The sequence below is a fragment of the Saccharopolyspora hirsuta genome, assembly GCF_008630535.1.
Lineage (GTDB): Bacteria > Actinomycetota > Actinomycetes > Mycobacteriales > Pseudonocardiaceae > Saccharopolyspora > Saccharopolyspora hirsuta.
The window spans coordinates 1-13,676 of sequence record NZ_VWPH01000011.1; the positions used below are offsets into that span (position 1 = coordinate 1).

General features: G+C 71.1%; 15 protein-coding genes. 9 read left to right on the forward strand and 6 right to left on the reverse strand.

Going from position 1 to position 13,676, the window contains the following annotated elements; genetic code table 11:
- A partial coding sequence (locus F1721_RS22945) for a DUF3039 domain-containing protein (protein WP_150068835.1) occupies positions 1 to 116 on the forward strand: 116 nt, incomplete at its 5' end.
- 31 nt (positions 117 to 147) lie between these two features.
- On the opposite strand, the gene F1721_RS22950 is transcribed toward F1721_RS22945, so the two are convergent.
- Complete coding sequence (locus F1721_RS22950; RefSeq protein ID WP_150068836.1) at positions 148 to 1,302, reverse strand: YihY/virulence factor BrkB family protein; 1,155 nt, start codon at positions 1,300 to 1,302, stop codon at positions 148 to 150.
- Between the two features lie 234 nt (positions 1,303 to 1,536).
- Between F1721_RS22950 and F1721_RS22955 the strand changes: the two genes are divergently transcribed.
- From F1721_RS22955 to F1721_RS22965, 3 genes are all read left to right on the forward strand, one after another.
- Entirely contained in the window at positions 1,537 to 3,312 is a 1,776-nt protein-coding gene (locus tag F1721_RS22955) for a DEAD/DEAH box helicase (protein WP_150068837.1), read from the forward strand.
- Between the two features lie 74 nt (positions 3,313 to 3,386).
- A complete protein-coding gene (locus tag F1721_RS22960; protein WP_150068838.1) occupies positions 3,387 to 4,133 on the forward strand; it encodes a hypothetical protein in 747 nt (248 codons plus the stop codon).
- A gap of 32 nt (positions 4,134 to 4,165) precedes the next feature.
- Entirely contained in the window at positions 4,166 to 5,377 is a 1,212-nt protein-coding gene (locus F1721_RS22965; RefSeq protein ID WP_150068839.1) for a cysteine desulfurase-like protein, read from the forward strand.
- Between the two features lie 401 nt (positions 5,378 to 5,778).
- Here F1721_RS22965 and F1721_RS22970 read toward each other — a convergent pair whose 3' ends face one another.
- The 3 genes from F1721_RS22970 to ppgK all read right to left on the reverse strand — a co-directional run bounded on the left by F1721_RS22970 (position 5,779) and on the right by ppgK (position 8,829).
- On the reverse strand, positions 5,779 to 5,964 hold the full coding sequence (locus F1721_RS22970) for a DUF7455 domain-containing protein (RefSeq protein ID WP_085982109.1): 186 nt from the start codon (positions 5,962 to 5,964) through the stop codon (positions 5,779 to 5,781).
- A 468-nt stretch (positions 5,965 to 6,432) separates the two neighbouring features.
- A complete protein-coding gene (locus F1721_RS22975) occupies positions 6,433 to 7,818 on the reverse strand; it encodes an RNA polymerase sigma factor (protein ID WP_150068840.1) in 1,386 nt (461 codons plus the stop codon).
- A 252-nt stretch (positions 7,819 to 8,070) separates the two neighbouring features.
- Positions 8,071 to 8,829 (reverse strand): polyphosphate--glucose phosphotransferase, encoded by a 759-nt coding sequence (gene ppgK / locus F1721_RS22980; RefSeq protein WP_150068841.1) that lies wholly within the window; start codon positions 8,827 to 8,829, stop codon positions 8,071 to 8,073.
- A 96-nt stretch (positions 8,830 to 8,925) separates the two neighbouring features.
- Between ppgK and F1721_RS22985 the strand changes: the two genes are divergently transcribed.
- Positions 8,926 to 9,720, forward strand: coding sequence for an inositol monophosphatase family protein (locus tag F1721_RS22985; RefSeq protein ID WP_150068842.1), 795 nt, complete (start codon positions 8,926 to 8,928; stop codon positions 9,718 to 9,720).
- 45 nt (positions 9,721 to 9,765) lie between these two features.
- Here the strand turns inward: F1721_RS22985 and cei are convergent, their stop codons facing one another.
- The gene (cei, locus tag F1721_RS22990; protein ID WP_170301577.1) at positions 9,766 to 10,467 is read right to left on the reverse strand and encodes an envelope integrity protein Cei; all 702 of its coding nucleotides are present in this window, start codon (positions 10,465 to 10,467) and stop codon (positions 9,766 to 9,768) included.
- Positions 10,468 to 10,926: 459 nt separating this feature from the next.
- Here cei and F1721_RS22995 point away from each other — a divergent pair, with 459 nt between their 5' ends.
- The gene (locus F1721_RS22995) at positions 10,927 to 11,226 is read left to right on the forward strand and encodes a DUF4193 domain-containing protein (RefSeq protein WP_150068843.1); all 300 of its coding nucleotides are present in this window, start codon (positions 10,927 to 10,929) and stop codon (positions 11,224 to 11,226) included.
- A gap of 77 nt (positions 11,227 to 11,303) precedes the next feature.
- Here the strand turns inward: F1721_RS22995 and F1721_RS23000 are convergent, their stop codons facing one another.
- Entirely contained in the window at positions 11,304 to 11,810 is a 507-nt protein-coding gene (locus F1721_RS23000) for a DUF3093 domain-containing protein (protein WP_150068844.1), read from the reverse strand.
- A gap of 24 nt (positions 11,811 to 11,834) precedes the next feature.
- On the opposite strand from F1721_RS23000, the gene dut reads away from it, so the two are divergent.
- The 3 genes from dut to F1721_RS23015 are packed head-to-tail and all read left to right on the forward strand — an operon-like array spanning position 11,835 to position 13,655.
- A complete protein-coding gene (gene dut, locus F1721_RS23005) occupies positions 11,835 to 12,326 on the forward strand; it encodes a dUTP diphosphatase (RefSeq protein ID WP_150068845.1) in 492 nt (163 codons plus the stop codon).
- Between the two features lie 4 nt (positions 12,327 to 12,330).
- On the forward strand, positions 12,331 to 12,966 hold the full coding sequence (locus tag F1721_RS23010) for a DUF3710 domain-containing protein (RefSeq protein ID WP_150068846.1): 636 nt from the start codon (positions 12,331 to 12,333) through the stop codon (positions 12,964 to 12,966).
- 59 nt (positions 12,967 to 13,025) lie between these two features.
- Complete coding sequence (locus F1721_RS23015) at positions 13,026 to 13,655, forward strand: LysE family translocator (protein ID WP_150068847.1); 630 nt, start codon at positions 13,026 to 13,028, stop codon at positions 13,653 to 13,655.
- Positions 13,656 to 13,676: the final 21 nt, after the last annotated feature.

Genomic DNA, 13,676 nt, shown 5'->3' on the forward strand with positions numbered 1-13,676 from the left:
TGGTGGCGCTGTGCGGTGAGGTGTTCCCCGTCACCAAGTCGCCGAAGCCGGGCTCGCCGGTCTGCCCGGAGTGCAAGGAGATCTTCGAGTCGCTGCCGCCCGGCGGCAAGGACTGACTCGCGGTTCGAACCGCGCGGTGGTCTGGTCTCAGCCACCGCGCGGTTCGGTCTGCTTGCGCGGCGGTTCCGGCAGCGGCACGCCGTTGCGCGGTAGCTCCTCCGCGCCGCCCCGCTCCTCCGGCACCTCGTGCTCAGCCGGTGTCCCGGTGTCCTCGACCGGTTCCGCGGCCTGGCCGTTGCGCCACGCGCGGTAGCCCTCCTCGGTGTGCATGCGCTGCTCGAGGCGCCGCATCTCCAGCCGCCGCCACCGCCGCCGCTCCCGCCGGGTCATCTTGGCCGGGTACATCTCCTGGATCGCGTAGTTGAACTGCGCGCCCATGATGATCGCCAGGCCGATGAAGAACGCGAACAGCAGGAAGGCGATCGGGGTGGCCAGCGCGCCGTAGGTGTAGCCGGTGCTGGTCACCCACGTGATGTAGAGCCGCAGGCCGATGCTCGAGCACAGGAAGAGCGCCATCGCCAGCAGCGCGCCGGGCAGGCCCCGGTGCCACGGCAGCTTCCGCGGCACCGCCACCTTGTACAGCGTCGCCAGCGCCACGACCAGCCCGATCGCGGTCGCCGGGTAGTAGAAGACCTGGATCAGCCAGGCGATGTCGTCCTGGTAGTCCCGCGGGAAGATGGTCGGCAGCCAGTCCGGGCCGAGCGCGATAATCGGCAGCCCGAACACCGCCAGCACCAGGCACACCAGGTACAGCAGCAGCGCGAAGATCCGCTGCCACACGCTGTTGCGCACCAGGTACTGGTCGTAGGCCATGGTGATCGAGTCGACCAGGGACGCCAGCGCGGAGGACCCCGCCCACAGCGACAGCAGGAAGCCCACCGAGACGATCTCGCCCTTGCCCTTGGTCAGGATGTCGTTCACCGTCGGGCCGATGATCTGGTCCACCACGTTCTGCGTGAACACGGTGCGGGAGAAGGCCAGGATCTTGTCGTGCACAGCGTCGACGACCGACGGGCCGAACCAGTCGCCGAGGAAGCCGAGGCTGCCCAGCAGCCCGAGCAGCAGCGGCGGCATGGACAGCGTCTGCCAGAACGCGGCGGCCGCCGACTCGGAGAAGATGTTGTCCCACCACGCCTTGTCCAGGGTGCGCGCGATCAGGCGCAGCGGCCCTCGTCGCACCGGGGCGTCCCGTGGTGCGGCGGCACTGCGCCCCCGGCTTTCTGGCGAACTCGGCGAACCCATGGCACCCACAAGGATGCTGCATCGGCCCCGGCGATGAGCGCCGACCCGGAAAAACGGTGTGTCGCATTCGTCTCCAGCGGCCTTGCCGGTGGAGATCGACGAGCGGAGGTAAGCTGCACGGCGGCCCGCATCGAGTCGATCGAACGTCGGGGTGCGCGGGCGTTCGCAGGGCGGTGCGACGACTCGCCCGCGCCATTCAGGTAGGGGAGACCCAGGAAGGAGCGGCGAGCCGGCGTGTCCGAAGCGCAACTCGACAATCCCGTCCGATCAGTGCTCAGCGACCCCTCGCAAGCCACTTCCCGACCGCTCCGCGCCTGGCAGCGCAGAGCGCTCACCAAGTACCTGTCGACCAAGCCGCAGGACTTCCTGGCGGTCGCGACGCCGGGCGCGGGCAAGACCACCTTCGGACTCCGGGTCGCCGCGGAGCTGCTCGCCGACCGCACGGTCGAGGCGGTGACCGTCGTCGCCCCCACCGAGCACCTCAAGCACCAGTGGGCGTTAGCGGCCGCCGGGGCGGGCATCGCGCTGGACTCGAACTTCCGCAACGCCGACGGCATCACCTCCAGCGACTACCAGGGCGTGGTCGTCACCTACGCGCAGGTCGCGGCGCACGAGGCGCTGCACCGGGTGCGCACCGAGCGCCGCAAGACGCTGGTGATCCTCGACGAGGTGCACCACGCCGGTGACGCGAAGTCCTGGGGCGACGCGATCCGGGAGGCCTTCACCCCGGCCGTGCGGCGCCTGGCGCTGACCGGTACGCCGTTCCGCAGCGACGACTCGCCGATCCCGTTCATCAGCTACGAGCCCGACGCCGACGGTTCGTTGCGCAGCCGCCCCGACCACGCCTACGGCTACTCGGACGCGCTCAACGACGGCGTGGTCCGGCCGGTGGTCTTCCTGGCCTACTCCGGCGAGGCGCGGTGGCGCACCAGCGCCGGTGACGAGTTCAGCGCCCGCCTCGGCGAACCGCTGACGGCCGAGCAGACCGCCCGGGCCTGGCGCACCGCCCTGGACCCGTCGGGGGAGTGGATCCCGGCCGTCCTGCGCGCCGCGGACACCCGGCTGGCGCAGCTGCGCAAGGGCGGCATGCCCGACGCCGGCGGGCTGGTGATCGCCACCGACCACGTCACCGCCAAGGCCTACGCCAAGACCCTGCACCAGATCACCGGCACCGAGCCGGTGGTGGTGCTCTCCGACGACCCGCAGGCCTCCGGCCGGATCGCCGAGTTCTCCGAGTCCGACGACCGGTGGATGGTCGCGGTCCGGATGGTCAGCGAAGGCGTCGACGTGCCGCGGCTGGCCGTCGGCGTCTACGCCACCAGCGCCTCGACGCCGCTGTTCTTCGCGCAGGCCATCGGCCGCTTCGTGCGATCCCGGCGGCCGGGGGAGACCGCCAGCGTCTTCCTGCCGAGCGTGCCGGTGCTGCTGGAGCTGGCCAGCCAGCTGGAGACCCAGCGCGACCACGTGCTGGGCAAGCCGCACCGGGAGAAGGACGGCTGGGACGACGAGCTGCTCGCCCAGGCCAACCGCAAGGAGGACGAACCAGGCGAGGAGGAGAAGGCGTTCACCTCGCTGGGCGCCGAAGCCGAGCTGGACCAGGTGATCTACGACGGATCGTCGTTCGGCACGGCGGCCTTCAGCACCTCCGAGGAGGAGCAGGACTACCTCGGCCTGCCCGGTCTGCTGGAACCCGACCAGGTGCGGGCGCTGCTGCGGCAGCGCCAGTCGCAGCAGCTCGAGGACGTCGCCAAGCGCGAGGCCGACGCGAAGGCGGCGAAGGCCGCCGAGCAGGCCGAGCAGCGCGCGAACGCGAAGCCGCAGAGCGTGCAGGAGCGGCTGCAGAAGCTCCGCAAGGAGCTGAACACGCTGGTGTCGCTGCACCACCACCGCACGCGCAAGCCGCACGGCAAGATCTACAACGAGCTGCAGAAGACCTGCGGCGGCCCGCCGACGGCGATGGCCACCGTCGAGCAGCTCGAGGAGCGCATCGCCACCCTCCGCTCCTGGTGACCCCGAACAGGTGACCCGGGCGGCGATCTCCCGCTAGCCTGTCGCGGTAACGCGAGACGATCTTGGAGCGGGCTGTGGCGGGCGACGCGTGGAACATCGCGCTCAACATCATCGCCAGCGTGATCACCGGTTCGGCGGTGTGGATCTCCGGCAGGCTGCTGGCCCGCCGCCGCTTGCGCCGCATGCAGGACTTCTTCGGGATGTCCACCGAGGTCGAGTGCCTGCTGGTGATGCCCCGGATGGTCTCCGCCGACAACGCCCGCAGCGTGCACCGCAACGACGCGGCCGCGATGCTCGAGCTGTCCTCGGTGCTGGGGGACTGCCGAGCCCGGCCCGAGGTGATCTTCCACGACCAGGTCTACCAGGGGCTGGCCGACAAACCGGAGTTCTGCATCGGCGGACCGGCGGCGAACCGGCGCACCGAGGCGCACCTGCGGTCGGTGCTGCCGGGCGTCCACGTCGCAGCGGGCGAGGAGCCCGCCGTGCCCACCATCTCGGTGGGCGGCGAGGACTACGCCGCGGAGCACGGCCGGGTCGAGTACGTGGTGCTGGCCAAGATGGTCCGGGCGGAGCTGGCCCGGCCGGCCTTCCTGATCTGCGGCCAGACCTCGATCTCGAACCGGGCGGCCTGCCGCTACCTGGTGGTCAACCACCGCGCGCTGATGCGCAAGCACGGCGTCCGCGGGCGGTTCTGCCTGGTCCTGCGCGTGCTGGAGTCGAGCACCTACGGGCCGAGCGTGGTGGAGCTGGTCCGCGACGTCACCGCCGAGGCCTTCACCGGCGGTCGCGCGGCGGTGGAAGCGAAACCGGTTGGAGGGTGATCGGCGGCGTCCGTTCTCCTAGGGTTCGGTGCATGGCTTTCGACGTGGAGAAGGTCCGGGCGCAGTACCCGGCGCTGGCCGACGGCAGGGCGTGGTTGGACGGAGCGGCCGGTACCCAGGTGCCGCAGCCGGTGATCGATGCGGTGGCCGACGCCTACCGGGTCGGGATGTCCAACGTGGGGGGACCGTACGAGTCGAGCCGCCGGGCCGGCGGGATCGTCGCCGAGGCGCGGGCGGCGGTGGCCGACCTGGTCGGGGCGCCGGACCCGGCGGGCGTGGTGTTCGGGCCGAGCATGACCGCGCTGACCTACCGGTTCGCCGCGGTGCTGGCCGACGGCTGGCGGCCCGGGGACGAGGTCGTGGTGACCCAGCTGGACCACGACGCCAACGTCCGGCCGTGGATCCAGCACGCGCAGCGCGCGGGCGCGACGGTGCGGGTGGCGGAGCTGGACCCGGCGACCGGCGAACTGCCCGCGCAGCACGTCACCGACCTCATCGGCGAGCGCACCAAGCTGGTCGCCGTCACCGCCGCGTCGAACGTGCTGGGCACCATCCCGGACCTGCGGGCGATCACCGACCGGGCCCGCCAGGTCGGCGCCCTCTCCTACGTCGACGGCGTGCAGCACTGCCCGCACGCGCACGTGCAGCTCGCGGAGCTGGGCGCGGACTTCTACGCGACCAGCGCCTACAAGTGGGCGGGCCCGCACCTGGCGGCGGTGGTCGCCGGGGACCCGTGGTCGCTGGAGAACCTGCACCCGGACAAGCTCAAGCCGTCACCGGACACCTCGCCGGACCGCTTCGAGCTGGGCACCAACCCGTTCGCCGCCATGGCCGGTGCGGTCGCGGCCGTGGAGCACCTGGCCGGGCTGGACTCCGACGCCGACGGCAGCCGGGCCGACCGCTTGGCAGTCTCCCGCCGCGCTGTGGTGGCGCACGAGGAGGCGCTGGCCAGAACGCTGTTCGAGGGTCTCGCGGAGCTGGACGGGGTGGTGCGCTACGGCGCCCCGCAGGGCCCGTGCACGCCCACGGCGTTCTTCGGGCTCCCCGGCATGGAGCCCCGGGCGGTGGCCGAACGGCTGGCGGAACGGGGTCTCAACGTCTCCCACGGCCACTCCTACGCCTGGGAGGCGGTGCACGCCCTCGGCATCGGCCCGGAGGGCGGTGTCCGGGCGAGCCTGTCGCACTACACCAACGAGTCCGACGTCCGCCGCCTCCTCGAAGCCCTCGCCGACCTCGCCGCCTGACCCGTCCCCGCGATTTCAATGGAAATCGGACGTCCGATTTCCATTGAAATTGTTCATCCCCGTCCGTGGACCGCAGCTGCGAAGGGCGAACTGCACCGGTCGGCAGGTGTCGCATGCGCCGCAGGCGCATAGCCCACCCTCGCAGCTTGCACCGCCGCGGGTTCTCAGCGTTCGCCTGGCGAGGACGGCCCTGACGCCGTGTATCGGGTCATACATCAGTCAGGGCACCCACAGCCAGGCGGGCGCTGAGGTTCCGCCACCCGCACCGCCACGCAGAGCGAGGTTGGAAAAACCTCATTGAAATCGCGGTCCGAGCGGCGTGTCGTGGCCGAGGCCCGGAAAAGGACCGCGCCCCCGCAGGGGAGCCCTGCGGGGGCGCGGTCATCTCGTCTGACGGGTGTTTACTGCTCGTCCTGCTGGAGGTCGGCCTGCACCTCGCGCAGCCCGGCTTCGTAAGCGCGGGCGTGGTGCCCGCAGAACAGAAGCTCCCCACCGGATGGCAATACGGCGCGGAGCTTGGCAGCGGCCCCGCAGCGGTCGCAGCGGTCGGCGGCGGTCAGCTCGGGGCGGGTGAGCGTTCCCGGCATCGTGATCTCCCTCCGTCCCGGCGCCGGAATGATCCGACGCCCTCGATCCTGCTACGACCACCGGTGGCCCACTGGCTGCGGGGTCGGTGCTCGTGGCTCCACTCTTCCAGACGCTCGGGCCCCAGTCAGTGTTCCCGCGCCGACCAGCGACGGTCGTCACCATGAAGCACCCGGTTGCAGCAGCGCTGCTCGCGGAACGTGATCGAATCCGCGAAAAACCTTGTGACGAGGGAAAATGCGGCCGCCGTCGGGATCGGCGGCAGGTCGGCGAGCTGATCGGAATCCGGACATCCGGTGTTTCAGATCACAGAACGGGCGGACGTCGGCGAGCACCGTTTCCGCTGGAAGCGAACACCGAATCCCACCAGGCGGACCGCTCCCGCCGCCGGATGGACGCCCGAGCGCGCCGGGAGAAGCAGGAAGGGCCGTCGACCAGGTGGTCGACGGCCCTCCGGTGCTTCCTGCCGCTCAGTCCAGGTAGTCGCGGAGCACCTGGGAGCGGGACGGGTGGCGCAGCTTCGACATCGTCTTCGACTCGATCTGCCGGATGCGCTCGCGGGTCACCCCGTAGACCTGGCCGATCTCGTCCAGCGTCCGCGGCTGGCCGTCGGTCAGGCCGAAGCGCAGGCGGACCACGCCGGCCTCGCGCTCGGACAGGGTCGCCAGCACCGACTGCAGCTGGTCCTGCAGCAGCGTGAACGACACCGCGTCGACCGCCACCACGGCCTCGGAGTCCTCGATGAAGTCGCCGAGCTGGCTGTCGCCCTCGTCGCCGATCGTCTGGTCCAGGGAGATCGGTTCCCGGGCGTACTGCTGGATCTCCAGCACCTTCTCCGGGGTGATGTCCATCTCCTTGGCGAGCTCCTCGGGCGTGGGCTCGCGGCCCAGGTCCTGCAGCAGCTCGCGCTGGATGCGGCCCAGCTTGTTGATGACCTCGACCATGTGCACCGGGATGCGGATGGTGCGGGCCTGGTCGGCCATGGCGCGGGTGATCGCCTGCCGGATCCACCACGTCGCGTAGGTGGAGAACTTGTAGCCCTTGGTGTAGTCGAACTTCTCCACCGCGCGGATCAGGCCGAGGTTGCCCTCCTGGATCAGGTCCAGGAACGCCATGCCGCGGCCGGTGTAGCGCTTGGCGAGGCTGACCACGAGTCGGAGGTTGGCCTCCAGCAGGTGGTTCTTGGCGCGCTCGCCGTCCCGCACGATCCAGCGCAGGTCGCGCCGCATCTGGGTGGTCAGCTGCTCGCCGGACTCCTCGACCTGCCGCAGCCGCTCCGCGCCGTAGAGCCCGGCCTCGATGCGCTTGGCCAGCTCGACTTCCTCCTCGGCGTTGAGCAGCGCGACCTTGCCGATCTGCTTCAGGTACGCGCGCACCGAGTCGGCGGAGGCGGTCAGCTCGGCGTCCTTGCGCGCCTGGCGCAGCGCCTCGGACTCCTCCTCGTCCCAGACGAAGTCACCGGACTCCTTGGAGTCCTCGTCCGGAACCGGCTCCTCCGGGATCTCCACCTCGACCTCGGCCAGGTCGCCGACGTCCGGGGAGGTCAGGTCGGTCTCGATCGGTTCGTCGATCTCCATGCCCTCGCCGCTGCCCTTGGCCGCAGCCGACTTGGTCGACTTCTTGGCCGGGGCCTTGGCGCCCTTCTTGGCCGCCGCGGTCTTCGTGGCGGTCTTGCGGGTCGTCGACTTCGCCCCCGTCGAGCTCTTGGTGCTCTTCCGCGCGGCGGTGGTCTTCGTCTGCTCAGACGAAGCAGCCGCCTCCGAAGCTGGGGTGGCCTGGGACTGGCCCGACTCGGGCTGGGCACCGCCGGTTGCGGCGGAGCTGGAGCGTCGGGTTGCGGTTTCTGCGGCTGCCACGTACGCCCTTTCGCGACGGTCGATCAGGGCTGGCCGGAGGGCGCGAAACCTCGGCCGCCAAAGGTCGGGGAACAACCCACCGGATTCCAGTCCCTCGCGAAAGGAAAGAACACCAGGTGAAATCGGTGTTTTCTCCTTGCCGAAGGGCCTCGAACCAAGTGGGCCGTGTTCCATTGTAACTGCGATGCGGGGGTGCGGTTCCGCTGCAAGGCGGAGTCCGCGCGCCCCGTCGTGTGCTAGGTGGCCCCCGGGTCAGGCGTTGCCGCTGGTCGCGGCGGTGGCGGCGCCGACGATGCCCGCGTCGTTGCGCAGCGCCGCGGCGACGACGGGAGTTCGGGTCTCCAGCAGCGGGATCCACTTGTGGCCCTTCTTGCTGACCCCGCCGCCGGCGATGATCAGGTCCGGCCACAGGAACTGCTCGAGCGCCTGGATGTAGCGGGTGACCCGCGGGGCCCACTCCGGGTAGGTCAGCTCCAGGTTGTCCTTGACCGACGCCGCGGCCTGCGTCTCCGCGTCGTGGCCGTCGACCTCGATGTGCCCGAACTCGGTGTTGGGCACCAGCTTGCCGTCCATGAACATGGCGCTGCCGATGCCGGTGCCGAAGGTCAGCACCACGACGAGCCCGCGGTGCCCGGCACCGGCGCCCGTGCGCATCTCGGCGATCCCGGCGGCGTCGGCGTCGTTGAGCACCACGACGTCCTCGCGGCGGCGGCCGAGCCGCTCGGCGAACAGCTCCTGCGCGTCGGTGCCGATCCAGCCCTTGTCGATGTTCGCCGCGGTCAGCGCGGTGCCGTCCTTGATGACGCAGGGCAGGGTGATGCCGACCGGGCCGGTCCAGGAGAACTTCTCCACGATCTCGGCCACGGCGTCGGCCACCGCGGACGGGGTCGAGGGCTGCGGGGTGGGAATCCGCATGCGCTCCTCGGCCAGCACGCCGCCTTCGATGTCGACCGGACATCCCTTGATGCCGGACCCGCCGATATCCACGCCGAAACCGCGGGCAGTCCCCATGGCTGATCCTTCCTATTCGATTCAGACCGAGGTGTGCAGACCTTAACCGGGTTGTGTTGCGATGTGGGCGTGGGATTGGCAACTGAGGTAGACGCAATGGCGTTGCGCGAGGTCGCGGTGCGGATCGCGCGCGAGGCCGCCGATTTGGCCCGCACTGTGCGTGATGAGGCCATCACTGGTGGTGTTGACACGAAGAGTACCGAAACCGATGTGGTCACGGCCGGTGATCGCGCGGTGGAGCGGTTGGTCCGCGAGCGGCTGGCCGAGCTGCGGCCCGGCGAATCGGTGCTCGGCGAGGAGGAGGGCGGCGAGGACGCGCTCGAGGGGCTGCGCTGGGTCGTCGACCCGATCGACGGCACGGTCAACTACCTGTACGGGTTCCCGTGGTACTCGGTGTCGCTGGCCGCGCAGCTCGACGGTCGTTCGGTGGCCGGTGCGGTGGTCGAGCCGGTGTCCGGGCGGGTCTGGAGCGCGGCCTCCGGGCACGGCGCGTTCCTGGACGGGCAGCGGCTGCGGGTGTCGGCCGCCGACCGGCTCGACCTGTCGCTGATCGGCACCGGCTTCGCCTACGACGTCGACCGGCGCAAGGCGCAGGCGGCCGTGGTGAGCCGGTTGCTGGGGCAGGTGCGCGACATCCGCCGCGCCGGGGTGGCATCGCTGGACCTGTGCGCCGTCGGCGCGGGCTGGCTGGACGGCATGTACGAGGTCGGCCTGAACCGGTGGGACTGGGCGGCCGGGGCCCTGGTCGCGGAAGAGGCCGGTGCGCAGCTGCGGCTGCCCGAGCGCGGCAGCACCGACGGCTTGGGCGACGGGATGCTGATCTGCGCCGCCCCGGGCATCGCCGAGGAGCTCACCGGGGCGCTCAAGGAGGTCGACGCGGGCCGGGTCTGAGCCGACGGGGTGCGCGGACCGGCCGGGCGCCGGTCCGCGCGCACCTCAGCAGTGCACGTCGCGGGCCTTGGTCAGCAGCTCCTTGTCGATCTGCGGGGGCGAGACCTCCTGGTGCGCGCCGCCCTGCTGGTCGCGCTGCGGCACCCAGTTCTCCAGCTCCTGGAGCACCTGCTTGGCCTCCGAGGTGGTCTTGATGTCGTCGAACTTCTTGCCGAGCGCGAAGTCGACGGTGGCGTCCGGCCGCTCGTCGCGGACCAGCTGCGCGCACGGCGCGATCAGGCTCAGCGTGCGGGCCGCGCTCACCCCGGCGCCGCCGAAGCGGATCTGGCCGTGGCACTTCAGGTCGTAGTTGACGTAGACCGGGTCGTTGTCCGCGCCGCCCTTGGCGAAGCCGAGGCTGGCCAGCTCGTCGCTGACCAGCGTGGCCTGTCGGCTCTCCCCGTTGCCGTTGAGCACCCGCACCTGCACGTCCTGCGGCGGGATCGGGTTGGTCGAGTCCAGCGCGTCGCGCTTCAGCATGCTGCCCAGCGCCACCTGCTCGGGCATCTCCTCACCGGCCGGGGCCGCGGTCGGCGGCGTCGGCGGGTTGCAGGTGGTGGCGGTCTCGATGTCCTGTACGGAATCGAAGACCCGGGTCCACAGGAACCCGGCCGCCACCACGAGGCAGGCCAGCACCAGCAGAGCGGGCAGCGGCCGACGGCGCCGGTACCCGGCACGTCGTCCCCCCCTTGCACCAACGGCTGCCACGTCCCGCCCCTCCTTGGATGCTCTGTCCGTGCACTGCGATCAAGCCTATGCGCTGAACTCGCGTCGTGCGGTGCCGGACACCGCTGCTGTGTCGCGGTCGACGCCGCATCGCCGCTGAATCGATGTGGTCCGCCTGAACCGCCAGCGCACGGCATCGCGGAGCCGTTGAGCGGGCAACCGATGGCGACGGCCGGGGATCGCGCCGGTTTGATCTTCGGGGAGTCGTGGATGCAGTGAACACCACACCTATGGGTGACCTGGTGCATGTGCGGATTCGCCATGAGCTACCCTCTCGGCGCCTCACGGAGTGCCGGATGAGGCAAGTCGCTCATAACGGGGGAACTGAACGCGTTGCAGGGCGAGACCACGATCACTGCCCCACCGGGCACAAATCCTGGTCCTGGAACGTTTACCAGCGGCACACCATTGCAGTCTCCACAAACGCAGGGGTGAATCACGATGGCGACCGACTACGACGCTCCGCGCCGCGAGTCCGACGACTTGGCCGAGGACTCGTTGGAGGAGCTGAAGGCGCGACGCAACGATGCGCAATCGGGCGTCGTCGACGAGGACGAAGGGGCGATCGCGGAGAACTTCGAACTCCCGGGCGCGGACCTGTCCGGCGAGGAGATGACCGTCAAGGTCCTCCCGAAGCAGGCGGACGAGTTCACGTGCGCGAGCTGCTTCCTCGTCCATCACCGCAGCCGGCTGGCCGAGGAGAAGAACGGTCAGCTGATCTGCCGCGACTGCGCCGCCTGAGCTCGGGCGAGCAGACGTCGACGAAACCGGGGAGTGGCTGGGCACACGCGGGGCGTGTGCCCAGTTGTCTTTCCCGGTCAGCCCTTGCCCAGCGCCTTGACCAGCTCCTCGGGGCGCCGGGTGCTGACCACCCAGTACGGGGTCGGGTCGTCCGGATCGTCCAGCCAGATCCGCACCGAGGTGCGGATCGAGGAGCGGTGCACCATGAACGCGGCCGGGTCCAGGTCCGGTCCCAGCGCGCGGCGCTGCTCCTGCGGGGTGATGACCTCGACCTCGTCGACGAACCGCAGCGGCAGGTGCGCGTCACCCACCCACAGCTCACCGCCGGTGACCTCGACCTTGGTGCGCCCCAGCCACAGCGGGATGGCGATCGCCAGCGGCACCAGCACCGCGTACGGCAGCCACGCCCGGATGCCCGGGTAGCCCATGTGCACCTGCGCGGCCATCAGCACGGCGCCGATCAACGGCAGCGGCCAGGACCACCAGGCCGCGTACAGCCGCTCCCGGAACACCGGGCGCTCCGTCGAGTTCGCCTGACCGGGCGTGTCCCCGGTCGTGCTGGCCGCTTCTACGCTTTCCGACACGACTTCAGGGTAGTCTCGCCGCCCGTGTCGAACGTGAAGGTCCTGCTGACCCGACTTGACCCCGACGTGCCGCTGCCGTCCTACGCCAAACCCGGCGACGCCGGCGCGGACCTGGTGACCACCAGCGACCTGGTGCTCGAGCCCGGCGAACGCGCGGTGGTGGGCACCGGCATCGCGCTGGCGCTGCCCGAGGGCTACGCCGGTTTCGTGCACCCGCGCTCCGGACTGGCCGCGAAGGCCGGGTTGAGCGTGGTCAACGCGCCCGGCACGGTCGATTCCGGGTACCGCGGTGAGATCAAGGTCTGCCTGATCAATCATGATCGGGACAACGCGCTGTCGCTGCGGCGCGGCGACCGGATCGCCCAGCTCGTCGTGCAGCAGGTCGAGCGCGCGGTGTTCCAGGAGGTCGACGAGCTGCCCGCGTCGCAGCGGGGCGCCGGGGGCTACGGGTCCACCGGCGGGCACGAGGTGCTGGCGGTCTCGGGGGCCGAGACCGGTCACAGGACGGAGGGCTGAGGGGATGTTCGGATGGGGCCGCGGTCGGGGCAAGCGCACCGACGACGTGGTTGAGGAGTCGGCGGAACCCGCGGACGTCCCGGAGCGCGGGCCGTACGACGAGAGCGAAGCGCCGGAGGACCAGGTCGAGCGCCTCGACCTGGGGTCGGTGCGGATTCCGGTGCCCGAGGGCGGTCAGCTGCAGGTCGAGGTCGACCCGGCGGGCCCGGTGCGCGCGGTGCACGTGGTCACCCCGGTGGGGCGGCTGACCGTGAGCGCGTTCGCCGCGCCGCGCAGCAGCGGCCTGTGGCGCGAGGTCAGCGGTGAGCTGGCCGAGCAGCTGCGCAAGGACGGCGCGCGGGTGCACACCGAGGACGGCGACTGGGGCACCGAGCTGGTGGCCGACTCGCCGAAGGCCGCGCTGCGGTTCATCGGCGTGGACGGCCCCCGCTGGCTGCTGCGCGGGGTCGCGGCCGGACCGGCGGAGACCGCCGAGGACTGCGCGAAGCTGCTCTACGCGGTGCTCGACGAGACGATCGTGGTGCGCGGCAGCGACCCGATGCCGGTGCGCACCCCGCTGCCCATCCAGCTGCCGGAGGCGATCCTGCGCCACATCCAGCAGGCGCAGCAGGCCCAGGGCAACGGCCAGGCGGCGCAGTGACCGGGCTCGGGCGCCGTACCGCGACCGGGGCGACGTCCGAGCCGCGCTAGGTTGGACGGGTGCCGAACGCCGCTGAATGGTGGGTCTACCTCGGGGCCGCGCTGCTGATCGCCTTCGCGCCGGGCCCGGGGATCCTCTACGTGCTGGCCCGGAGCATCCGCGGTGGCTCCCGGGAGGGGGTGCGCTCGGCGTTCGGCAACAGCCTCGGTGCGTCGGTGCACGTGCTGGCCGCGGCGGTCGGGCTGTCGGCGCTGCTGATGGCCTCGGCGGTGGCGTTCACCGTGGTGAAGCTCATCGGTGCGGCCTACCTCGTCTACCTGGGCGTGCGCGCGCTCTGGGAGCTGCGCAAGGGCTCCGCGGAGCCGGGGGAGGGCTCGCCGCGGCAGCGCGGCTCGGCGGTGGTGCAGGGGTTCTTCTCCGAGCTGTTCAACCCGAAGACCGCGGTGTTCTTCCTCGCGTTCCTGCCGCAGTTCGTGCACCCGGAGCAGGGGTCGGCGACGCCGGCGTTCCTGCTGCTCGGATCGGTCTTCGTGCTGTTCACGCTGGGGGCGGACCTGCTGGTCGCGGCGTTCGCGGGCCCGCTGGCTGCCCGGCTGGCCCGCAATCCGCGCTGGTGGCGGCGGCAGCAGGTGGTCAGCGGCGGCACCCTGATCGGCCTCGGCGGCGCGCTCGCGCTGTCCCAGAACTAGCCGCCGCAACCGCCAATTGAT